The organism is Streptococcus dentiloxodontae (assembly GCF_053206925.1).
Genome location: NZ_JBRUHR010000001.1, coordinates 294,574 through 316,662, shown reverse-complemented (window position 1 = coordinate 316,662; position 22,089 = coordinate 294,574). Strand labels below are relative to the sequence as shown.

Annotated in this window: 25 protein-coding genes and 1 pseudogene; 18 read left to right on the top strand and 8 right to left on the bottom strand. The window is 40.1% G+C overall.

Translation table 11 applies throughout. The features are described from left to right. Positions 1-159: 159 nt before the first annotated feature. A complete protein-coding gene (locus ACVRZ8_RS01450; protein ID WP_447447544.1) occupies positions 160-729 on the bottom strand; it encodes a CYTH domain-containing protein in 570 nt (189 codons plus the stop codon). A 104-nt stretch (positions 730-833) separates the two neighbouring features. Between ACVRZ8_RS01450 and yjbM the strand changes: the two genes are divergently transcribed. The 12 genes from yjbM to ACVRZ8_RS01390 all read left to right on the top strand — a co-directional run bounded on the left by yjbM (position 834) and on the right by ACVRZ8_RS01390 (position 9,540). Next, entirely contained in the window at positions 834-1,508 is a 675-nt protein-coding gene (gene yjbM, locus ACVRZ8_RS01445) for a GTP diphosphokinase (protein WP_447447543.1), read from the top strand. Further along, positions 1,480-2,316 (top strand): NAD kinase, encoded by an 837-nt coding sequence (locus ACVRZ8_RS01440; RefSeq protein WP_447447542.1) that lies wholly within the window; start codon positions 1,480-1,482, stop codon positions 2,314-2,316. The genes yjbM and ACVRZ8_RS01440 overlap by 29 nt, the downstream gene beginning before the upstream one ends. Then, positions 2,313-3,203: an RluA family pseudouridine synthase gene (locus tag ACVRZ8_RS01435; RefSeq protein ID WP_447447541.1), complete on the top strand. Its 891-nt coding sequence runs from the start codon at positions 2,313-2,315 to the stop codon at positions 3,201-3,203. Before ACVRZ8_RS01440 ends, ACVRZ8_RS01435 begins: the two co-directional genes overlap by 4 nt. Positions 3,204-3,218: 15 nt before the next feature. Next, entirely contained in the window at positions 3,219-4,208 is a 990-nt protein-coding gene (gene pta / locus ACVRZ8_RS01430) for a phosphate acetyltransferase (RefSeq protein WP_447447540.1), read from the top strand. 160 nt (positions 4,209-4,368) lie between these two features. After that, positions 4,369-4,902 (top strand): hypothetical protein, encoded by a 534-nt coding sequence (locus tag ACVRZ8_RS01425; protein ID WP_447447539.1) that lies wholly within the window; start codon positions 4,369-4,371, stop codon positions 4,900-4,902. After that, positions 4,893-5,438, top strand: a complete 546-nt coding sequence (locus ACVRZ8_RS01420; RefSeq protein WP_447447538.1) for a hypothetical protein — start codon at positions 4,893-4,895, stop codon at positions 5,436-5,438. The genes ACVRZ8_RS01425 and ACVRZ8_RS01420 overlap by 10 nt, the downstream gene beginning before the upstream one ends. Further along, complete coding sequence (locus tag ACVRZ8_RS01415) at positions 5,429-5,683, top strand: hypothetical protein (RefSeq protein WP_447447537.1); 255 nt, start codon at positions 5,429-5,431, stop codon at positions 5,681-5,683. Before ACVRZ8_RS01420 ends, ACVRZ8_RS01415 begins: the two co-directional genes overlap by 10 nt. Positions 5,684-5,742: 59 nt before the next feature. Next, complete coding sequence (locus ACVRZ8_RS01410; RefSeq protein ID WP_447447536.1) at positions 5,743-6,261, top strand: hypothetical protein; 519 nt, start codon at positions 5,743-5,745, stop codon at positions 6,259-6,261. 309 nt (positions 6,262-6,570) lie between these two features. Then, complete coding sequence (locus ACVRZ8_RS01405) at positions 6,571-7,104, top strand: hypothetical protein (protein ID WP_447447535.1); 534 nt, start codon at positions 6,571-6,573, stop codon at positions 7,102-7,104. Further along, complete coding sequence (locus ACVRZ8_RS01400; protein ID WP_447447534.1) at positions 7,095-8,153, top strand: hypothetical protein; 1,059 nt, start codon at positions 7,095-7,097, stop codon at positions 8,151-8,153. Before ACVRZ8_RS01405 ends, ACVRZ8_RS01400 begins: the two co-directional genes overlap by 10 nt. Before the next feature lie 23 nt (positions 8,154-8,176). Continuing rightward, positions 8,177-8,728: a hypothetical protein gene (locus ACVRZ8_RS01395; protein WP_447447533.1), complete on the top strand. Its 552-nt coding sequence runs from the start codon at positions 8,177-8,179 to the stop codon at positions 8,726-8,728. Positions 8,729-8,787: 59 nt separating this feature from the next. Next, positions 8,788-9,540 carry an SDR family oxidoreductase gene (locus ACVRZ8_RS01390; RefSeq protein ID WP_447447532.1) on the top strand — a complete coding sequence of 251 codons (753 nt, stop codon included), beginning with the start codon at positions 8,788-8,790 and terminating at the stop codon, positions 9,538-9,540. Between the two features lie 41 nt (positions 9,541-9,581). Here ACVRZ8_RS01390 and ACVRZ8_RS01385 read toward each other — a convergent pair whose 3' ends face one another. The 4 genes from ACVRZ8_RS01385 to ACVRZ8_RS01370 all read right to left on the bottom strand — a co-directional run bounded on the left by ACVRZ8_RS01385 (position 9,582) and on the right by ACVRZ8_RS01370 (position 11,584). Continuing rightward, positions 9,582-10,334, bottom strand: a complete 753-nt coding sequence (locus tag ACVRZ8_RS01385) for a hypothetical protein (RefSeq protein ID WP_447447531.1) — start codon at positions 10,332-10,334, stop codon at positions 9,582-9,584. A 185-nt stretch (positions 10,335-10,519) separates the two neighbouring features. After that, positions 10,520-10,927, bottom strand: a complete 408-nt coding sequence (locus ACVRZ8_RS01380; protein ID WP_447447530.1) for a sodium transporter — start codon at positions 10,925-10,927, stop codon at positions 10,520-10,522. Between the two features lie 44 nt (positions 10,928-10,971). Then, a complete protein-coding gene (locus ACVRZ8_RS01375; protein WP_447447529.1) occupies positions 10,972-11,262 on the bottom strand; it encodes a hypothetical protein in 291 nt (96 codons plus the stop codon). Continuing rightward, positions 11,246-11,584, bottom strand: a complete 339-nt coding sequence (locus ACVRZ8_RS01370) for a hypothetical protein (RefSeq protein ID WP_447447528.1) — start codon at positions 11,582-11,584, stop codon at positions 11,246-11,248. The genes ACVRZ8_RS01375 and ACVRZ8_RS01370 overlap by 17 nt, the downstream gene beginning before the upstream one ends. Before the next feature lie 151 nt (positions 11,585-11,735). On the opposite strand from ACVRZ8_RS01370, the gene ACVRZ8_RS01365 reads away from it, so the two are divergent. Both ACVRZ8_RS01365 and ACVRZ8_RS01360 read left to right on the top strand, forming a co-directional pair. Next, positions 11,736-12,578: an HAD family hydrolase gene (locus tag ACVRZ8_RS01365; protein WP_447447527.1), complete on the top strand. Its 843-nt coding sequence runs from the start codon at positions 11,736-11,738 to the stop codon at positions 12,576-12,578. A 336-nt stretch (positions 12,579-12,914) separates the two neighbouring features. Next, on the top strand, positions 12,915-13,877 hold the full coding sequence (locus tag ACVRZ8_RS01360) for an alcohol dehydrogenase catalytic domain-containing protein (RefSeq protein ID WP_447447526.1): 963 nt from the start codon (positions 12,915-12,917) through the stop codon (positions 13,875-13,877). Positions 13,878-13,968: 91 nt separating this feature from the next. On the opposite strand, the gene ACVRZ8_RS01355 is transcribed toward ACVRZ8_RS01360, so the two are convergent. Continuing rightward, on the bottom strand, positions 13,969-14,628 hold the full coding sequence (locus ACVRZ8_RS01355) for an ABC transporter ATP-binding protein (protein ID WP_447447525.1): 660 nt from the start codon (positions 14,626-14,628) through the stop codon (positions 13,969-13,971). A gap of 12 nt (positions 14,629-14,640) precedes the next feature. Next, positions 14,641-16,167: an ABC transporter permease gene (locus ACVRZ8_RS01350; protein WP_447447524.1), complete on the bottom strand. Its 1,527-nt coding sequence runs from the start codon at positions 16,165-16,167 to the stop codon at positions 14,641-14,643. Positions 16,168-16,745: 578 nt separating this feature from the next. On the opposite strand from ACVRZ8_RS01350, the gene ACVRZ8_RS01345 reads away from it, so the two are divergent. From ACVRZ8_RS01345 to ACVRZ8_RS01330, 4 genes and pseudogenes are all read left to right on the top strand, one after another. Then, complete coding sequence (locus ACVRZ8_RS01345; protein WP_447447523.1) at positions 16,746-17,480, top strand: PHP domain-containing protein; 735 nt, start codon at positions 16,746-16,748, stop codon at positions 17,478-17,480. Next, positions 17,480-18,814: an McrB family protein gene (locus tag ACVRZ8_RS01340; protein ID WP_447447522.1), complete on the top strand. Its 1,335-nt coding sequence runs from the start codon at positions 17,480-17,482 to the stop codon at positions 18,812-18,814. Before ACVRZ8_RS01345 ends, ACVRZ8_RS01340 begins: the two co-directional genes overlap by 1 nt. After that, a complete protein-coding gene (locus ACVRZ8_RS01335; RefSeq protein ID WP_447447521.1) occupies positions 18,798-20,132 on the top strand; it encodes an McrC family protein in 1,335 nt (444 codons plus the stop codon). The genes ACVRZ8_RS01340 and ACVRZ8_RS01335 overlap by 17 nt, the downstream gene beginning before the upstream one ends. Before the next feature lie 88 nt (positions 20,133-20,220). Beyond that, positions 20,221-20,478: pseudogene (locus ACVRZ8_RS01330) on the top strand (alpha/beta fold hydrolase); the annotation flags it as partial. Positions 20,479-20,946: 468 nt separating this feature from the next. On the opposite strand, the gene ACVRZ8_RS01325 reads toward ACVRZ8_RS01330, so the two are convergent. Beyond that, positions 20,947-22,080 carry an ABC transporter ATP-binding protein gene (locus ACVRZ8_RS01325; protein ID WP_447447520.1) on the bottom strand — a complete coding sequence of 378 codons (1,134 nt, stop codon included), beginning with the start codon at positions 22,078-22,080 and terminating at the stop codon, positions 20,947-20,949. Positions 22,081-22,089 lie beyond the last annotated feature (9 nt).

The following is a 22,089-nucleotide window of genomic DNA, read 5'->3' as shown; positions in this document are numbered from 1 at the left end:
TGGCTTTCGAAACTTCAAAAACTTTAAAACTAAAATTCTTATCGCTTTGAACATGCAAAGAGAGAGAACCAATCTGATTCTCTCTCGTGCTTAGTTATAAGTCACCCACTACAGTTGACAAAGAGCCTTTTTATTCTGGGGTGATGGCCACTGACCGGTTTAATCGTGCTTTAAGGTGGCCGCAAAGCGTGCGACTTTACTTTTGGCATACTTGAAGTCAACACTGTTGCGCTCCAGAAAAGCTTTAAAATCAGCTTTGCCTTTTTCAGCGTCAGAGACTTCCAGCTCTAATTCGTAATCTTTTTTATTAGCATAGACATTGACATCAAGAGCCATGAGACCGATATTTGTTTGGCATTCTCGGCGGGTCGTAGTGAGATTTCCTAAAATCGTCAGTTCCTCCAAAATGATACCATTCTCTAACAGAATAGTTTTGATCTGACAGTCAGGAAAATCCAGTGTTTTGGTTAATTGTTTGGCTTCTTGGAGATTCAGTTTGACATTATATTCCATATTGCCGACTTTTTCTGGGATTTTTAAGGTTAACTCGCCGTGACTGGGAAGCGTCCGAATACGCAACGATAACTTTTTAGCTTTCATATTGCTATTTGGCGTATCAATATAATAATTGGTCTGGGTAACTGGCGCTACGTGGGAGAAGAGCACTGTCAATCGATTGTATTCATCTTTGGTGAGAAGAGTTTTGTACTCAATCTCTAAGTGATTCATAGATAGCCTCCCTTGTTTTCGTCTCATGTCTATTGTGGTATAATGTTTTGTATTAGTTTTATTTTATAAAAAACAAGCCTATTTGACAAGGAGGACTTAACAGTTTGGCTATGGATTGGGAAGAATTTCTAGATCCCTATATTCAGGCGGTCGGTGAATTGAAAATTAAGCTGCGCGGCATTCGTAAGCAGTTTCGTAAGCAAAAACGCCATTCTCCTATTGAATTTGTGACAGGACGTGTCAAGTCGGTGCAGTCCATTCAGAAAAAAATGGTCTTGAGAAATATATCGCAGGACAATATTGCTCAAGATATGCAGGATATTGCAGGCTTAAGAGTTATGGTGCAGTTCGTTGATGATGTTGATGATGTTTTGGAATTGCTGCGCCACCGCGGGGACATGACTATTGTTTCAGAGCGAGATTATATCCGCAATCGAAAGGGCTCAGGCTACCGTTCTTATCATGTGATTGTATCTTATCCTGTAGATACGATTAGCGGCAGAAAGACTATCCTGGCGGAGATTCAGATTAGAACCTTAGCGATGAATTTTTGGGCAACTATTGAACATTCCCTAAATTATAAATATCAAGGAAATTTTCCTAATGAGATTCGACTGCGATTGGAAAATACGGCCAAAATGGCCTATAATTTAGATGAAGAAATGCGTAAAATCAGAGATGACATTCGAGAAGCACAGCTGCTTTTTGATCCTGTCAGCAGAAGTTTAAGTGATGGTATAGGAAACAGTGATGACACAGACGACGAAATTTTCAGATGAAATCAAGGTAGCGATTATTGCTAATGGTAAATATCAGAGCAGGCGGGTAGCTGCTAAGCTTTTTGATGTTCTGAGAGACGATCCTGACTTTTATTTGACCAAGAGAAATCCTGATGTGGTCATTTCCATCGGAGGAGATGGCATGCTCTTGTCTGCCTTTCATGCTTATGAGAGAGAATTGGATCATGTGCGTTTTGTTGGAATTCATACGGGACATTTGGGCTTTTATACGGATTATTTAGATGATGAGGTAGATAAGCTGATTGATAATCTGCGCAAGGATAAAGGAGATAGGGTATCTTATCCCATCCTAAATGTTAAGCTGACTCTGGCTGATGGGCGTTCTTTTACCTCACTGGCTCTCAATGAAGCTGCGCTCAAACGTCATGAAAAAACCATGGCTGCTGAGGTATTTATTAATGGGGTGGCTTTTGAAAGCTTTCGCGGAGACGGTTTGTCTGTATCCACACCGACAGGTTCTACTGCCTATAATAAATCACTGGGAGGAGCGGTGCTGCACCCAACTATAGAAGCCCTGCAATTAACAGAAATTGCTAGTTTAAACAACCGTGTTTATCGGACATTGGGCAGTCCAATTATTGTACCAAAACATGAGAAAGTAACCATTTATCCTAAGCGAGTAGGCAGCTATACTTTGTCTGTTGACAATAAGACTTATACCAATCGCAATGTGGATAAGGTTGAGTTTTCTATTGATGAGCACAAAATTTCCTTTGTAGCAACTCCCAGCCATACGAGCTTCTGGGAACGCGTACGAGAATCCTTTATTGGAGATGTGGAGGAATGATTTATACTTTTACGGTTCATCGTTCTTGTCAAGTTAAAACTTTTTTAAAAGAACATGATGTCTCAAAGAGTCTTTTAGCTAAAATTAAATTTGGCGGCGGCCATATCTGGATTAATGGAGAAGAACAGTTTGCAACTTATCCTGTCCATGCTGGTGACCTTGTCAGTATTGAAATTCCCAACGAAGCCCCTCATCATAATTTGGCTCCCATTCCTTTTGACTTGGATATTGTTTATGAAGATGAGCATTTTCTGGTGCTGAATAAGCCTTATGGCTATGCTAGTATACCGAGTGTTAATCACTCCAATACTATCGCTAATTTTGTTAAATACTATTATATGAGTAAGGGCTATCCCAATCAGCAGGTGCATATTGTAACCCGTCTGGATAAGGATACTAGCGGTCTCATGCTCTTTGCTAAGCACGGCTATGCCCATGCCCGAATAGACAAACAGCTGCAGACAAAGAGTATTGAAAAACGCTATTATGCTCTGGTTGCAGGTGATGCAGAGCTGAAGAAACAGGGAGAGATTATTGCACCTATTGCGCGTGATGGAGACTCTATTATCACCCGCCACGTTGATAAGTCAGGTAAATATGCTCATACCAGTTATCGTTTACTAGATGACTATGGGCCGGTCAAACTGGTAGACATTAGACTTCATACGGGGAGAACACATCAGATTCGGGTACATTTTGCCTACATAGGTCTGCCACTTTTAGGAGATGATCTTTATGGTGGCAGTCTTGAGCATGGCATTACCCGTCAGGCTCTTCACTGTCACCACTTGGCTTTTGTCAATCCTTTTTCTAAAGAAAAGATGGTCTTTCGTTCAAACTTGACAGATGACTTTGAAAACGTTATCATAGATTTACAAAATAAATAGAATAGAAGGTGTTTTATGTTGCGTTCTTTATTCGGTAGTCTTCGCGAGAAAATTGTTGGTAAAAACATTAAGATTGTCTTTCCAGAAGGAAACGATGACCGTGTAGTTCGTGCGGCAGCACGGCTGAAATTTGAAGGATTGGTGGATCCTATTATTCTTGGAAAACCAGAAGAGGTTCGTGCGATTTTAACCAGACTTGGTTTTGCAGACCCTGGCTACACGATTCTTGATCCAGACAACTATGCTGATTTTGAAAAAATGAAAGAAACCTTCCTTGAGTTGCGCAAAGGAAAAGCAACTCCTGAGGATGCGGATAAATTGCTGCACGATGTCAATTACTTTGGTGTGATGCTAGTCAAACTGGGATTAGCTGACGGTATGGTTTCAGGGGCTATTCATTCAACAGCTGATACAGTGCGGCCTGCTCTGCAAATTATTAAAACTAAACCAGGTATCTCACGAACTTCAGGTGTCTTTCTGATGAACCGTGAAAATACAAATCAGCGTCTCGTTTTTGCAGATTGTGCTATTAACATTGACCCTAATGCTCAAGAGTTAGCTGAGATTGCGGTCAATACGGCTGATACAGCAGCTATTTTTGATATTGATCCCAAGATTGCTATGCTGAGTTTTTCTACCAAGGGTTCTGCCAAAGCACCTCAGGTTGAAAAAGTGTCAGAAGCAGTAGTTATTGCTAAAGAACTTAATCCAGATCTTTCCCTAGATGGTGAATTGCAGTTTGATGCAGCCTTTGTACCGGAAACGGCGGCTATTAAGGCTCCAGACAGCGATGTGGCCGGTCAAGCTAATGTCTTTATTTTCCCAGATCTTCAAGCGGGAAATATCGGTTATAAAATTGCTCAGCGCTTGGGAATGTTTGAGGCTATCGGTCCTATCCTTCAAGGACTTAACCAACCGGTTAATGACTTGTCCCGCGGTTCTAGTGCGGATGATATTTACAAATTGGCCATCATTACAGCTGCTCAAACTCTGGATGGCAAATAGAAAAAAGAGTTGGATGATTAATCCAACTTTTTGTCTTAAGGAGGTAAAAAATGGCAGCCTAGCTTACCTAAAAGAACCTACCACAGTTTACACTTAAGACTCACTGCAATTTATAATATACTGGCCTTAATAACGAATGATAATAAAGAGAGGAGCTAACATGAAACAGAAACCACAAGACCGCCTTTACCAGCTTTACCGCCATGCTTTCCAGCTTTTGGAGGAACAAATCGCTTTTTACATCAAGGAACATTACTCCAGAGTCAGCAAGATTGAATTCTCGCCTATCTTTATAGATGGGGATGGTCGATTTACGATTTTAACCCTAAATGTTGTACCAGTCATTTATGATAATGATGGCAATCGAGTAGTGTTTGGTAAGGAAATTGGAAACTTTATTCCGCCATCATATGGATTGTTAAGTGGAATTCCTACCCTTGATATTGATGTTTATGGTAATGATTTTATTTATTTATCACGTTCTGCGACAGGTGAAGAAATTAATGTGTCGAAATATAATCATCTACCTGATGAGGCTAAACTATCTAAGCATAGTAGTATAGATGAAAATATTGAACTTTTGGTTGAAGATGGTCAAATTAAAGGGGTTGAAAAGGATGCGTTAGGCAGTCCTCAGGCTGAAATTATTTACAATCTAGAAATTCAAAGGGGAGAGTATTGGGAATGGGATTGAAGATGAAAGACAAAGGACAAGACCGCCTTTACCAGCTTTACCGCCATGCCTTCCAGCTTTTGGAGGAACAAATCGCCTTTTACATCAAGGAACATTACTCCGGAGTCAGCAAGATTGAATTCTCGCCTATCTTTATAGATGGTGACGGCCGATTTACGATGTTTAGAATGCATGTTGTTCCTCGGATTTATGATAATTATGGTAGTAGAAGCATATTAGGTGGTGAAATTGACGATTTAACTTATGATAAATATGGGTTGTTACATGGGTTATCTACTTTGGATATAGATGTTTATGGCAATGATTTTATTTATTTATCAAACTCTGCAACAGGAGAAGAAATCAATGTTTCCAAGCATGATCATTTACCTGATGAAGCTAAATTATCTACTAGTAAAAAAATTGATCTTAATTTAGAAGGATTGATATTGGATGGACAGTTAAAACAAATTATGAAATCTGATGCTGGTAGTCCAAATGTCGAAATTCACTACAATTTAGAAATTCAGAGGGGGGACTATACCGAATGGCATTAACAGACGAACAAATGCAGGATCTTCAAGAAATTGTTAAAGATGAAGTGGCGAAAGGTCATTTAACTTTATCAGGTAAACCTAGGAAGATTGTAGTAAAAGATCAATTCTACCAAATTGCTCATAACCTCAACGACGTCACTCAAGCCATTGCTGTTTCTCCCCTTGATGAAGCTGGCAATCCCAACTACCAAAGCACCGCCATTGTTATAACCTACCTAAAAGAATCTGCCGCAGTTTACACTTAAGCCTCACTGCAATTTGTGGTATACTGACTTTAATAACAGATAATAAGAGAGGATTTAAGATGAACCAAGCCCCAAACGACCGCCTTTACCAGCTTTACCGCCATGCCTTCCAGCTTTTGGAGGAACAAATCGCCTTTTATATCAAGGAACATTACTCCGGAGTCAGTAAGATTGAGTTTTCGCCAATTCAATTAAGTGGTGATAATTTTTTCACAATGCTGTCAATAACGATCGACCCTTATATTTATGATGAATTTGGAAATAAGGTCATGTTAGGTGGACGAATCGGACGAGTTGTTTATGGAAGTTACGGTTTACTAGGAGGAATTTCTACTCTTGATTTTGATGTTTATGGTAATGATTTTATTTATTTATCACACTCTAATTCGGGTGAAGAAATCAATGTTTCCAAGCATGATCATTTACCTGATGAAGCGAAATTATCCGTTGATAGCCATATAGACGAGATTATTGAAGTACTTACTGAAAATGGACAATTGAAAGGTATTTCTAAAAAAGAAAAGGGAAGCTCTCAGGCAGAAGTTATTTATAATTTAGAAATCGTAAGGAATGATTAACTATGTTATTAACTGATGAACAGATTTAAGAACTTCAGGTTGGGTTAAAAGATAATTTAACAAAATTTAAATTAAAAGCAGGAGATACTTTAAAAACTGTCACCAATAATAGTATTTAGTTATTAAAAATATCAATGACATCACCCAAGCCCTAGCTGTTTCTTCTCTTGATGAAGCTGGCAATCCCAACTACCAAAACACTGCCATTGTTGTAACCTACTTAAAAGAACCTGCCGCAGTTTACACTTAAGCCTCACTGCAATTTGTGGTATACTGACTTTAATAACAGATAATAAGAGAGGATTTAAGATGAACCAAGCCCCAAACGACCGCATTTACCAGCTGTACCGCCATGCCTTCCAGCTTTTGGAAGAACAAATCGCCTTTTACATCAAGGAACATTACTCCGGAGTCAGCAAGATTGAGTTTTCGCCTATCTTTATAGATGGGGATGGACGGTTTACGATGTTTAGTATAGATGTTGTACCAGTCATTTACGATAATGATGGCAATCGGGCAATATTAGGTGGGGAAATCGGTAATGTTATTTATGATTCTTATGGATTATTGAGTGGGATAGATTCACTTGATATAGATGTTTATGGCAATGACTTCATTTATTTATCAAAATCTGCAACAGGGGAAGAAATCAATGTTTCTAAATACAATCACCTACCCGATGAAGCTAAATTGTCTGAGGATGTTTGTACTGATGCGAATATTGAAGCTCTTGTCCAAGATGGACAATTACAATCAGTTCACAAAGATATTAATGGGAGTCCAGAGGCTGTCATCACATATAATCTAGAGATAAAACAAGGGGATTTTACAAAATGGCATTAAGTGATGAGAAAATTCAAAATTTACAGGGACTTGTTAAGAAAAGATCTAAAGATGCGACTGGCAAGGTATTTTTCTCTAGAAAAGATAATCAATTCTACCAAATTGCCCACAGCCTCAACGATGTCACTCAAGCCCTAGCTGTTTCTCCTCTTGATGAAGCTGGCAATCCCAACTACCAAAACACCGCCATTGTTGTAGCAGGAACCCAGCTCTATGTAAAGGAGGGGCTTCAGCCAACAGCTATGAAGTCCACCATAAACGCCATTGACGCTAGCGGTGTTTTCGGTTTGAAGCAAGGACATTTGACCAAGCAGTATGAGACGGTCAAGCGTTTTTATGAAGAAACGATGGCTAAGATTGCACCTTACCAGGGCCGTGTTTCCAATATGTCTGGTTTCAGTCAGTCTGGTCCAGCGGTTGCCAAGGTTGCAGCAGACTACCATGTTGAAAAGGTGACCAATTTCATGGATTGGGGCAGTCAGATGGCGGTCAAGAATGGCGATATCACTGCTAGTGATTTGGCCTATCTGAACGAGCATGCCACGGTTTACAGTGATGCAGGGAAAAATTTGACCTATATTGATGGCGGCCGCGGTCAGATTGCCTATGGACAGGTTAAAACGGTGGAAGGAAGTCCATCTCCTAAAGCACCGTGGAAAGATCATGATCCAGGCTTTCCTAATATTAGAGAAAACGACTTGGCTATTGATAAATACTTTCTCAAAGGAAGCTTTTGTTCAGGCATGACACAGGAGCAGGTTCAGCGTGTATCAGAGGTTAAGGCAAGTCAAGGGGGTCAGAGTGCAGAGAGCTATCTGGCTGCTTATGAAGGAGTATATGGTCCTTTTGCTTCCTCTGAGCGTCAGCACTTATCCAAAGAAGGTCGTAGATTAGGGACAGCCTCTGCCATATCGGCAGGGGAAAAGAGGACGTCGAAGGAACAATTGCGAGAGGTTAAGCGAACGCGTCCTGAGGTAGTAGAGGCTACAAGGCGAGGTCGAGGCCGAGGCGGCGGTCGTGATGACAGAGGAGATGATGGCCGCGATTAGGGTGGCGGAAAGGAGCTAGTTTGATGAAAGTGGAATATTGGGAGCAGATTGCAGATAAATGGTGCTTGATAACAGATGGTCTTGATGCTTTGCTTGTCTCAACGGAGACGGATTTATCGGATCCAGATTTGTTGAAGAGATTTCAAGCCGAGGCAAAACCGCTGGCAAAGGAACGCTTGCGGCTTTTTCAGCGCTGTGTTGCACGGAAGATAAGGATCACGCCATTTGATATGAAGCAGTATTTTTTGCGTCAGGGAGATATGGAGAACCATGGTAAAGCAGAGCAATTAGCTAGTGATTATCCTGGTGCAGGGATTCGGCAAATTAAGGATGAGCTTGATTATTTTGGGCAGGCTTTTTTGGCAGGCTTTTTAGATTTTTACCATCAGCGGCTGACTAAGGAGGTTGAAGGTTATGAAAGAGTGCTGCATCTTCTTGAGGAGAGGAACTTAAGCGGAGAAGCTGCTGCCTTTTATCTTGTTAAGGCAACTAAGGGAGCTTTAGATATTGTTATATCGGGTTTTAGTGATTTAGAGGAGGCTAGGGAAAGCTTGTTGCATTTCTATGAAGAGTGAGGCTTTTAGGGGATGTATTTGGTTTATTACTCAGCCCTTTATTTTTAAGGAGGTAAAAAATGGCAAAAACAGTAATGATTACAGGTTCTTCGGCAGGTTTTGGTTTGGCAATGGCAAAGCTATTTGTTGCTAAGGGGTATCGAGTGATAGGAGCGGCTAGACGCTTAGATAAATTACACAGTTTAAAAGCAAAGCTGGGAGATAATTTCTACCCGCTGGCTATGGATATGGTTGATAAAGACAGTATTTCACAGGCGCTTGCTAGTTTGCCAGAGAAATGGCAGACCATTGATATTCTTATCAATAATGCAGGATTAGCTTTGGGTCTTGATAAAGCTTATGAGACTGATTTTGCTGACTGGGAAACCATGATTAAGACAAATATTATAGGATTGACCTATTTGACGCGTCAGCTATTGCCCAAAATGGTAGAAAGAAATCAGGGGCTTATTATCAATATGGGCTCAACCGCTGGAACAGTGCCTTATCCTGGAGCTAATGTCTATGGTGCCAGTAAAGCTTTTGTTAAGCAATTTAGTTTAAATTTGCGGGCTGATTTAGCGGGAACTAAGCTGCGCGTAACTAATATTGAGCCTGGGTTATGTGAAGGGACAGAATTTTCAAATGTTCGCTTTAAAGGAGACAATGAACGGGCAGATAAACTTTATGAAGGGGCTCATGCTATTCGTCCAGAAGATATTGCTCAAACGGCTCTTTGGATTGCAGAGCAGCCGGAGCATCTCAATTTTAATCGCATTGAAATCATGCCAGTATCACAGACCTTTGGTGCCCAGCCGGTTTATCGAGATTAAATCAAAAACAGCTGCCGATCAAGGCAGCTGTTTAATTTGGTTTAATACCCAATAATCTCCCTTGAAACAATGTCTATAATTTCTTGGGGAATATCAGATATTTTTAAAAGAAGGACTTTATTTTGTCTAGGATTATAGATACCTAATTTTTTTATAGAGTTAAAATCAGGGATAACTGAATGCTGTCCCATAATATAATAAATAAGTAATTGCATAGTTTGCTCTTTTGTTGGCTTGGATTTTGAGATTTTAAAATCCCATAGTGTATCTAATGTTAGAAAATCACCATCTCCAGAAGTTATTGTATCAGTATACCCACCATCAAAAGTAAAACCATCCTTTGTAATCGGTCCATAGAGTTTAAAGAAGTTTAAACTTCTTTCGATCATCGTACGAATATTTGATATTGTTTCTGAATCGGGATTTATTGCCTCAATTGGTTTATAACCCCGGGGTCCAGATCTAAAAACGACATCAAAGCCAGCAAGTTTACAAGCACTGGTTATTGATTGATTGTCTAATCCCCTAATGCTCTTTAAAAGTCTTTTGGCTACTTTTTCTTTATTTATACGCTGTGCTCCTCTTAAAGAAATTTTGAATGCTTCCTCAGTGTCACTCCCACTCATAAATCTTGACATATAGTCAACACAAATTCCTACTAATGACGGATGAATATTCTCTACTGGGGTCAGTTCTGTATCGTTGACCAGAAAATTCTCTTCAAACAATTTTGGCGGTAAATATCCTCCGCGTGGTTGGTTAATCTGCTTTATTCTTTGAGTTACAGATACCATATTGTTTCCTCCAATTTATAGATAGTTTTAAATACATTATAACATTTTTTAAAATATTGTAAATTTAATCTTTTGTATTTGTTTTTTAAAATAGAGCATTTAGATGTTATTAAGAGTTTGAAATGTTATAAAAATCTTGTCATGAAATAAAAAGACTGCTATGCTCGGCAGCTGTTTTTGACAGGTTATTCTGTTTTTGTCTGAGATGGTTTGATGCTAGGGCCGCTGGTTGCGTCTGACCAACCGACAAGAGCCTGACCAGATTCGTTTAGGTAGGTATTTAGCATTGGCTTTAGATCTTGAATATAGCTGCAAATTCCTTGGAAGACTCCTTCATTATCATAGAGAGCTTGATAGGTTTGAATTAAGATGCGTTCAAAGGCATCGTCTGCCACGGGAAGGTGAAGTGATTTATCTGGTGCAGTTTGAAGAGCTTCCCAAATCCATTTTGGCAGTTCTTGCTTCTCAGCATCTGGAAAGAAAGAGCCATCGGATTGGTTGTTGCTGTAAATGAGCTGCAGGTTCTTATCGTAGAGACTAAAGCGATAAGGCAAAAGAGTGAGGAAATCTTGTGGAGCTTTGCTATTTAACATAGTTTTATAATAAACACTTTCGCTTAAAAAGGCAACTGGCTTGCTTAGGTATGGCACCCACCAAATAGGGCAGTGCCCTTAGCTGTCTGTTTTTTCTTTTTGACAAAAATGGGCATGTCATGCTCAGTCAAAATAATTCTTAGATTGAAAATATGGGCAAAGGCTTGATTCAATTTGGGATGGAGAAAATAGAATCCCAAGATTCCCAAAGCAAATAGAATCCCACCTATCCAAAAATTCGACATCATCATAAAGATAGCATAAACCAAATAGATTAAAAGGACATAAATAGCGATCAAAAAGTAGTAGTAGAGACTGTTATAAAAAAATATCACGTTTGCAGTAGTGTTCTTGATAAGCCGAGTCGATTTTTTCAAAACTGGGAAGGGCGATATATCCGTCTTCGTTGCTACTATAATAAGTTAATGCGGCTTTGGCATGATAACCAAGAAGCCGACAAATTTTATAAATTATATTACGAATGATGAGATAAGCAGCAACAGCTGCTGCAAGACGATGAGGGCTGATGTTAGTCTGAGAATTATAAAGAACAATCGTTACAGTGATGAATAAATTGATTAAAGATAGATACATGGCAACTAAGAAGTTGAACGTGCGTTTATACGAAGCAAGTTTTTGAAGGCTAAACAATTTCATGATAAAAGCTTCTGTCTAAATAGCACGTGAAAAAGGCTTTGCTTTTTGCCAACTGTTCATAGGATAGTACCAGATCGGGGACTTATACTACAAGAAAAATGTAACTTTTAAGGGTATAATACTAATCAAAGAAGAGAGATGAGGTAACAATATGAGTAAAATTATCTTTTTAGATGTAGATGGAACCTTGGTTGATTACCACAACCGTATTCCCGAATCTGCAGTGATTGCTATTCGTCAAGCACGCAAAAATGGACATCGTGTTTATGTTTGTACTGGCCGCAGTCGGGCTGAAATGCAGCCTGAAATTTGGGATATTGGTTTAGATGGTATGATTGGCGGCAACGGCTCTTATGTTGAAGATGACGGTCAGGTTATCTTGCATCAATTGATTTCTGAACAAGATGCTCATGCTATTGTAGATTGGCTGCAAGAACGCGGACTGGCATTTTATCTTGAAAGCAACAATGGTCTTTTTGCCAGTCCCGATTTTCGTGAGGCTGCCAGACCCGTTTTAAGAAAGTACATGCTTCAAAAAGGAAAAAGCGAGGAAGAACTTATTGGTTTAGAGGCAGAAGATGTTATGCACGGCATGATTTTTGACGGTCAGCTCTACCGCGATGATCTCAACAAAGTCAGTTTCATTCTGAATACTTATCAGGATCATTTAGATTCTAAAGAAGCTTTCCCGAATCTTAAGGCGGGCACTTGGGGCGGCCGTGGCGAAACAGCGCTTTTCGGTGATTTAGGTGTTAAAGATATCAGCAAAGCCTATGCCATTGATGCGCTTTTGGAGCATTTAGGCGCTGAGCGTTCAGATACGATTGCTTTTGGCGATGCTAAGATTGATATTCCCATGCTGGATTATTGCGCTGTTGGTGTTGCTATGGGCAATGGCGGAGCTGAAATTTTAGCTATGGCTGATATGATAACTGACGATGTTGAAGAAGACGGACTCTATCATGCTTTTGACAAATTAGGCTTACTTGATTAACAGCTATTGATCTAGGTTAACATTGTAAAAACCTGTATTCACAAAATTCCTCTGAATGATATAGGTAGAAAAAAGCGACCGAAAGGTCGCTAAGACGACAGTTGCCGCCGTGGTGATGAGATTGTTGCCCGTTTCGGGCAACAATCATGGGGATTTTCGAGACCTTAGGCTCGAAAATTAGGCATGGAACGACGTAGTCGGCCGCTGCCGTCCCCACCACTTAAGGCAGACTGTCACAAAAATTCTTATGAATACAAGTTCTAAAAATTAACTATCTAAATAAAGCGTCCCATACTAAAATCTTTAAAGGGCTGATGTTATATAAGGAGACATTACATGAAAGCCATTCAAGTAAAAATGGCAGGTGGACCAGAGGTTTTGGAACTGGTTGATTTGCCAAAACCAAATCTTAAGGAAGGCTGGTCCTTGATTAAAATAAAGGGATTTGGACTCAATCGTTCTGAAATTTTTACACGGCAGGGATTTTCTCCCAGTGTTCAATTTCCCAGAGTTCTAGGAATTGAATGTGTTGGCATCATTGAAGAAACAACAGATAATGAACGTCTTCCCATAGGCCAGAAAGTGCTGTCTACTATGGGCGAGATGGGGCGTGCTTTTGACGGTTCTTATGCAGAATACGTCCTAGTTCCCAATGAACAGATTTTTCCTATTCAGACAGATTTAGCTTGGGCAGATTTCGCAGCTATTCCGGAGTCTTATTTCACAGCATACGGGTCAATGCTGCAGCTTAAAATTGCTGAAAAAGACACGATTTTGGTTCGAGGAGCTGCATCTGGTGTTGGTCTAGCCTTTGTTAATTTGGTAAAGTCAGCTTTTCCGAATACGCGAGTCTATGGCTCAGTTCGGAATCTTTCAAAAAAGGCCAAGCTGTTGGTAAAAGGCTATGATGGTATCATTTTGGAGCATCATGGAAAATTGGAAACAGATCTGATCTTTGATAAGGTTCTTGAATTGGTTGGACCTAAGGTGATCAAGGATAGCATAAGTCATATGGCAAAGGGCGGCATTATCTGTAATACGGGTCAGCTGGGCGGCCAGTGGTATCTGGAGGATTTCGATCCTATTATGGAACTTATGAACGAGATTTATCTGACAGGCTTTTATTCTGGTTTCGTTTCTGCTAAAAAATGGCAGAGCTTGTTTGATTTTATTGAGCAATATCAGGTGACAGTGACACCTGAAAAGGTTTTAAGTTTGGAAGAAGTAGCAGCTGGACACGCTTATATGGAAAGTCCAAATGCATTTGGTAAGGTTGTTGTCCTACTTGATAAGGACTAAACGATACATAAAAACACAGTACAAAAATAAAAGACAAATCTCATTTCGAGGTTTGTCTTTTGTCTAAAATGAGCCAAGGATCGTTTTTTGATTAGGCTAACAGCGTAAAGTCTTTTTTCTTAAGCTGAAAAGTCATATCTGTTTCCTGAGCAACCGCTGTCTCATGCGTAACGATAATAACGGTCTTGTTTTGATTGTGAGCAATATCTTTGAAAATAGCAACGATATCCTGTGTGGTTTCTTCATCAAGATTACCTGTAGGTTCATCAGCAATAATAATATCGTGATCGGTTGCCAAAGCACGAACGATTGCGACACGCTGCTGCTGCCCGCCAGAGAGCTGCAAGACAGGTTTGTCAATCATTTCTTTAGGAATACCGACTTGCTGAAAAAGTGCTTCAATTGTAGCAGCGTCAGCTGTTTTTCCAGCAATATCAAGTACTGTTTCGATATTTTGACGAGCCGTCATGTAGGTCATGAGGTTATAGGACTGAAAAATGGTTGACACAGAATTCTTACGGTAGTTGGTCAATCCAACTTTACTGATATCCTTATCATTCAGGAGAATTTGCCCTGCTTTTGGTAGATCAAGTCCAGCTAAAAGAGAAAGAAAGGTCGTTTTTCCGCTTCCTGACTGTCCAAGAATAGAATAAATTTTGCCTTTTTCAAAGGTGATATTTACATCTTTAAAGAGATAATCATCAGGATTATCGCCATACCAATAGCTGATGTTTTGTGTTTGTAATGTCATAGTCTGACTCCTTTAGTTTGAGCTGAGGATGTCCTTAGGCTTCATGCGGACAATGCCGATAGAAGCAAGGATAGTTGAAAAGAAAGAAATAAGAAGAGCAATACCGCCTAATTTTGCAACATCGGCAGCTGAAAGCTTAATATCTAATTGATCTATTTTCGCAGAACCTGCAAGAGGTGTCATCACACTGCCTCCTGATGGCGCATCAGCTGGAGCTTGTTCTTGTTTTTGATTGCTGTCAGAGTTGGAGATAGAGCTGTTAGAGGTGTCTGGCTGAGGAGCACCGCCATTTTCATCTGGCCTTTGGCTGACCTGTTGGGTAGTGTTAGATACTGAGGAGAGCAGCTGATTGCCAAGAGCATTGCCAATAAAGTTGCCTGCAAATATTGCAATAAAGACCGAAACGACTGTTACCATAAAGAGTTCCATGAAGAATTGGCCGATAATCTTGAGACGGCTTTCACCAAGACTCATGAGAACCCCTATTTCATAGCGGCGTTCGCGGATGTTAAGAATGACAATGAGCGTCAGAATAACAGCACCGGCAATCGCGACTAGAATCACAATATTTTGAGCGATAGCGGAAATATTGTTGAGAGGCTCCAGCATTTGTTGGTAGATTTCATCAGAAGTCGTAACAGAATAGTGATCGGTATCAATTTCAGATTCCACTTCTGAAGCGAAGCTTTCCACCTTTTCGGGATTTGAAAGGGTGTAAACTGCTGCATCAAGCGCATCAGATTCTCCTTTTAGCGTATTTGCTGTTGCTAGATTGGTATAGATATTATTTTGCGGGTTTGAGGCATTAGACATCATTTGGGCTGTTGTAGCTGTTGATGAATTGTCGTAAATACCAATAACAGTCAATGTATAAGAGCTTTCTGTACCATCAACAGTTGCAGTAACTGAGAAAGTATCGCCGACTTGCAAATTATTAGCTTTTGCTAAGTCAGACGAAATGACTGCTGAATTGTCAGCACTGTCTTCAGTGATTCCTTCCCCATCAGTAATTTCTGATGTTCCAGATGTAAAATCTGTTGCATTGGCAGTTGCATTTACCCCAGTGATAGTGAAATCACCTGAAGCCATCTTCCCTTTGCCGTCATCGGACATGCTGCTATTGGAGTCGCTTGAACTGCTTGCAGAGCTGGAATCGGTTGAAATAGCTGAAATTCCATCACCTGCTGAGACTGTAGTAGTAGAAGTAAAGAGGTAACTTGAGATGCCGTCTTTATCTAAAATGCTCTGCGCTGTTGCCAGAGAGAGGGCGGTCGTATTTGTCTCTTCACTTGATGAATCATCAGAGCTGCCGCTATTAGAATTCGGGTTCATAGCCTTCATCATAGCCTCACGATTGACTTGAAGTGTTACAGTTGCGCCAGCTTCACTCTTGGCTGATTCAACGGCAGAATCGGCAGCGTTTTTTATTGTCAAACCTGCTAGAACGAAAACTAAGATAGCGGAAGTCACCAAGGTTAATAGGAGTGTTCGGCCTTTTTTGGCCTTGGTGACCCACCAAGCACGTTTTATAAAATTCATTGAGAAATCCTCCAAAAAATTTGATGATTCAAAATTAACTTAAGTTTCTTAATCCTCACTGAAAGAAGTCTGAAAAACCCCTTAAGTTAGCATTTTTTAGAAGAAAACTAATGATTTCCCATTTTAAAAACACTTTTTGGTTGCTGGTTTTAAAAAGCAATCAGCTTGTATTTTAAGCTGATTGTCGTTTGATTAGTTATGTTGGAAACAGCATTTTCATCCAAAATCATTGAAACAAATGCTATCAGAGTGCTGCTTTATTATAGACGCTCAGGTTTATGCAGCTGAGCATTTGGCTTTTTGCAAATCAATCGATCCAAGGGATGGATTTTGATTGTGGACGAAGGCATCAAGGGGACTGTTTCGGGTGATTATGACACCACGCAGAAGTAAGGAGAACAGATGAGTGATAAGAAAAATTATTGGATGATTGCAGCAGCAAACGGGCTTATCGATTTTTATGATAAAAATCATATAGTAAGATGAACAAAAGGTGTCCGCACCTTTTTTCTTTTGGCAAAACAGGCCTTTGCGCCCATCTTTATGGTAAAATAGAAGAAAAAATTAGGAGATTTGCCATGCGCGACAATCATTTACATACCTATTTTTCCTATGATTCCGATGCTCAGTTTGAGGACTACCTGACTCACTATGATGGCGACATCGTCACGACTGAGCACTATGACCTGTCAAACCCCTATACCCAGCAGGATGACGTTCCCGACTATGAGGCTTATTCTAGGAAAATAGCAGAGCTTAATGCTAAATACGACAACCGCATCAAGCGCGGCATTGAAATCGGCTATTACCAACCCCGCGAGGCTGACATTCTCAGCTTCCTAGCCGATAAGGACTACGACCTCAAGCTCCTTTCCGTCCACCATAACGGCACCAATGACTACTTGGACGACGAGGTGGCTGATATGGACAAGGAAGTCATTATCCAAGAATACCTAGACAAGCTGGAATACGCCATTGGGCGCGTGGAAGCTGATGTGCTGGCGCATTTCGACTATGGTTTTCGCTTGTTTGACGTGACGGTTGATGAATTGAAGACCCATGAAGCCCAGCTGCGCCGCATTTTCCAAAAAATGATTGACTACGACCTAGCCTTTGAGCTCAACAGCAAATCCATGTACCTCTATGGCCACGAGCACCTCTACCGCTATGCGCTTGATCTAGTCAAAAACTTAGGCTGTCATAAATACTCCATCGGCTCCGACGGCCACAAACTCGAACACTTCCGCCTAGCCTTCGACAAAATCCAAGCAATCTTGGATGAGTATGGGATTGAAGAAGGGGAGGTGATGTGATGGAAAATAGAGAAGTTAATATTTGGAAGATGAGTCACAGTGGCGATGTTACAAAATATAGAGAAAAATTTTTAGAGCGACAAGTTATTGTACTACACGAACAGACGGGTAAAAATCAAGGGAAATTTTTCAGAGAAGAATTAAAAAAGGGAGACCTATTTTATCTATGCTTTGGTAGCAGTTCTATTAAACTAATCGGGAGAGTCACTTCTGATAATGCTGTTGAAAATCCAGAAATGGGTAAAGGGTGGATAGAAAGAAAGTACGAGATAGTTAGAAAATCAACGAGTAATAACAAGTTTAAGGGGTCTTCTAAATGGTGGCTTCCTTCTGGAAACACAACAATTAGGAAAATCAAAGCTTTAGAGTTATCAGAGTTTGAGGAAATTATCTTAAAACCTTTTTTTGGAATTACATTAGATCAAATAGAAGGGGCAAATAAAAGAGACATGATAAGTTATGTTAATAGACTGAAAAAGAGTAAAAACCTCATCCTCCGCGGTGCGCCAGGTACTGGGAAAACTTACCTTGCTAAGCAGGTTGCTAGTGAGTTAATCAGTAATGGTAAGAAGCATGAATGGGAAGAACTTTCTGATGATGAAAAATTGCAAATCGGCTTTGTTCAATTCCACCCGTCCTATGATTACACTGACTTTGTGGAAGGGTTGAGACCTGTTACTCAGGAGAATGGTCAGATTGGATTTGAATTGAAGGATGGGATTTTTAAAGACTTCTGTGCGAAAGCGAAGAAAGCTACTGATAAAAAATTCGTCTTCATCATTGACGAAATCAACCGTGGGGAGATTTCCAAGATTTTTGGGGAGCTGTTCTTTTCGATTGACCCGGGCTATCGCGGTGAAAAGGGAGCTGTTTCAACGCAATACGCCAATCTGCATACATCAACTGAGAAATTTTATATTCCCGAAAATGTTTATATCATTGGTACCATGAATGATATTGACCGTTCTGTTGATACCTTTGACTTTGCCATGCGCCGCCGGTTTAGGTTTGTGGAGGTGAAAGCTGAGGATAGATTGGAAATGTTGGATGAGGAATTAGGCGATAAGGCTGAGGAAGCCAAGACACGTTTGACCAATCTCAACAATGCCATTTCTGACACTGAAGGTCTCAACAGTCATTACCATATCGGGCCAGCTTATTTCTTGAAGTTAGAAGATGTTAACTACGATTACAGTGCACTCTGGTCAGATTACTTAAAGCCGCTTTTAGAAGATTATCTGCGTGGGTCTCATGACAAAAAGGGAAAACGGAAGGAGTTAGAAAAAGCCTACAATTTAGTAGAAAAGGAAGGGTTAGATGATACTGACGGATAATCAGCAGAAGTTCCCAAAATCTGATTTTGAAAATGAATTTCCTAATTTATCAGCTTATCTTCTAGACAGAACTCTGGAAAGTCTTTCCGAAGAGGACAATATCTTTATTTTTCCGCATGACTTGCTGGCGTCTCCTGATTTGGAAAAAGACGGCAAGGTGCTGGAGACGGTCAATAATCAGATTAAAACACGGAATATTATTGGTTTTCTGGGCTGTGGTGATGAGCGTTTGACCATTCATTCTCGCTTTACTGATGATGACAACGATTATTTTCTGCATTATATGCTGCAAAAGGTACTGCAGCTTAACCTGACCAGTCTGGATATCGGTCTGTCTCGTGAAGACAGCTGGTATCAACTTTTAGTTTACCTTTTTCCAAAATATCTTCAGGCGGCCTTGCGCAAGGGACTTTACAAGGAATACCAGCGTTTTTCCTACAATGACAGCCATGTTAAGGGGACAATTGAGGTTGCTAGGCATATCAGGCAAAACACGCCTTTTACCGGAAAGATTGCTTATTCGACCAAAGAATTTTCCTATGACAATGCCCTCATGCAGCTGATTCGGCATACCATTGCCTTCATTCAGCAAGTTGTTCCAAATGGCAGAGCGCTTTTAGCTAATGCGCCTTCGGTCAAGGAAAATGTGACTGAAGTGGTGCGCGTGACACCTTCTTACAAGCTTGCAGACAGATCCAAGATTATTCGGCTGAATCAGACACATCCTATTCGGCATGCCTATTATCATGAGTATGGGAAATTGCAGCAGCTTTGCCTGATGATTTTGCATCAAGCAAAGCATGGGTTGAATCAATCTAATCAAAAAATTCACGGAATTCTTTTTGACGTTGCCTGGCTCTGGGAAGAATATCTAGCGACCTTGCTGCCTGAGTTTGAACATCCGCAGAATAAGGCGGGAAAAGGTGGTTACTCTTTATTTAACGATGGAAATGGCAGGATTTATCCCGATTTTTTACGGCTTTCAGATTCTCCCATTGTTGCCGATGCTAAGTACAAACCTATTGAAAACATCAAAGGACGGGATTATTTGCAGGTAGTAGCTTACATGTATCGTTTTAATGCTAGATTAGGCTTTTATCTTTTTCCGCATAACAAGAATGACGAGAGTACTAGTCAATTTAATTTATTGCAAGGAAAAGGTGAAATGCGAGATACTAAGGTTGTTGTTGAAAAATTAGGACTTAAAATTCCCCAAGACAGCAGCAGTTATGATCATTTTGTCAATACAATCCAAGACTCTGAAAAAACGTTTCAGGAAACTATTCAAAATAACCTCAACGAAAGCGAGTTAACCTAATGACTGAATCAACTTTACGGAGAAACAGCATAGGAAACTCATTTTTTTGCATGGTTTAGGTCAGGACAAGACGGCTTGAGACGGGGTGATGACAGCTTTACCTAATTATGACTGTTTAGCGCTGAATTTATTTGACAATGGTCGCTTACCAGACAGTTTTGAGGATTTGCAGAAGCAAGTAAGGCAGGTGTTGGATAAGCAAGAAGATTTTATTTTAATCGGCCTATCCTTGGGCGGAATCTTGGATTTGACGTTGAGTAAATACACCTTTCCCCATCTAAAGGGTTTTATCGCTTCTGGTGCTCAGCATGATTTGAAGAGAAGTTTTCTTTACAAACTGCAGCTTTTCATCAAGTTTGGATTCTATAAGTTGCAGGATTTTATACTCAAAGAAAATCAAAATCAGATTAGGCAACGAGCCGCAGGTAGTACTGGAGTACGGCAAGGCGAAGTTAACGACGTATTATTTTGATTTTCAAAGAGTGTTATCTAGCTCTTGGGACTCTCAGCTTGGTTACAGTAGCAGGTGTTTATATTGGTGCTAGTTTACATAGATATAGTCATTTCGTTTTGAAACGGTAAAGACAACTTTTTATAAATCTGCAGGAAACAACGGAAGATACCTAAAGCCAGTCGCCGCAGTAGCCATGAAACCGCAGGTTTGCTGGCGTGCCGAACACCTAATACTCAAAGAAAATCAAAATCAGACTAGGCTAGGATACTAGTTATAAACTAAATAACTATAAAAAAAGCATATCTGACCAAATGAAATAAAATTTAGTGATATGCTTTTTCGTTATATAGTAAAGAATTGTTATTGAATACGTTTTTCAGTCTCTAAGTCAAAGAAGTGTCCTTTAGCAACGTTAAAGGTTAATTTGACCTTTTCACCAGGATTATGAGTATCTCTGGCATTCACACGAGCGGTAAATTCAGTATGACCGAATTTGACATAGAGCACGATTTCGTTACCTAGTAATTCTGATACTAAAACTTCGGCTGTTACGTCAGCATTTGGGAAGGTTTCGTGAACAATTTGATTGCTTGAAATATCTTCTGGACGAATACCAAAGATGACTTTTTTGCCTAGGTAACCCTTCTGCTCAAGAATTTTTTCTTGTCCTTGAGGAAGAGCAAGGCTGAGTCCATCCTGATTAACTAACTGTTCTTTTTCAACGGTCACTTCAAAGAAGTTCATGGCAGGACTTCCGATAAAACCAGCTACAAATTTATTAGCAGGTTCATTGTAGAGTTCCTGTGGTGTTCCAATTTGTTCAATACGACCGATAGAACCAGTCTTGTCTGGATTTGGAGTAGCGCTCATGATAACGATACGGTCTGCCAGAGTCATTGCTTCTGTTTGATCGTGAGTGACATAGATCGTCGTTGCTCCAATGCGACGATGGATTTTAGCGATTTCAGCCCGCATAGAAACGCGAAGTTTAGCATCTAAATTTGACAAAGGTTCATCCATCAAGAATACCTTGGCATCTCGAACAATAGCACGTCCCATAGCGACCCGTTGACGTTGACCACCAGACAGATCTGCAGGTTTTCTTTCAAGGAATTCTGTCAGACCAAGAATCTCGGCAGCTTCATGGACACGTTTATTGATTTCGTCTTTTTTATATTTACGAAGTTTTAGACCAAAAGCCATATTTTCGTAAACAGTCATGTGAGGATAGAGAGCGTAATTTTGGAAAACCATGGCAATATCACGATCTTTCGGCGCTTCATCATTCATTAACTTGTCATCAATATAGAAATGACCTTCGGTGATATCTTCTAAGCCAGCAATCATGCGAAGTGTGGTTGACTTTCCACATCCTGAAGGTCCAACAAAAACGATAAATTCTTTGTCTTTAATATCAAGATTAAATTCTTCGACAGAGTAGTGAGTACTATTTGGGTATTTTTTATAAATGTTATCAAGTTTTAAAGTTGTCATAATATCTTT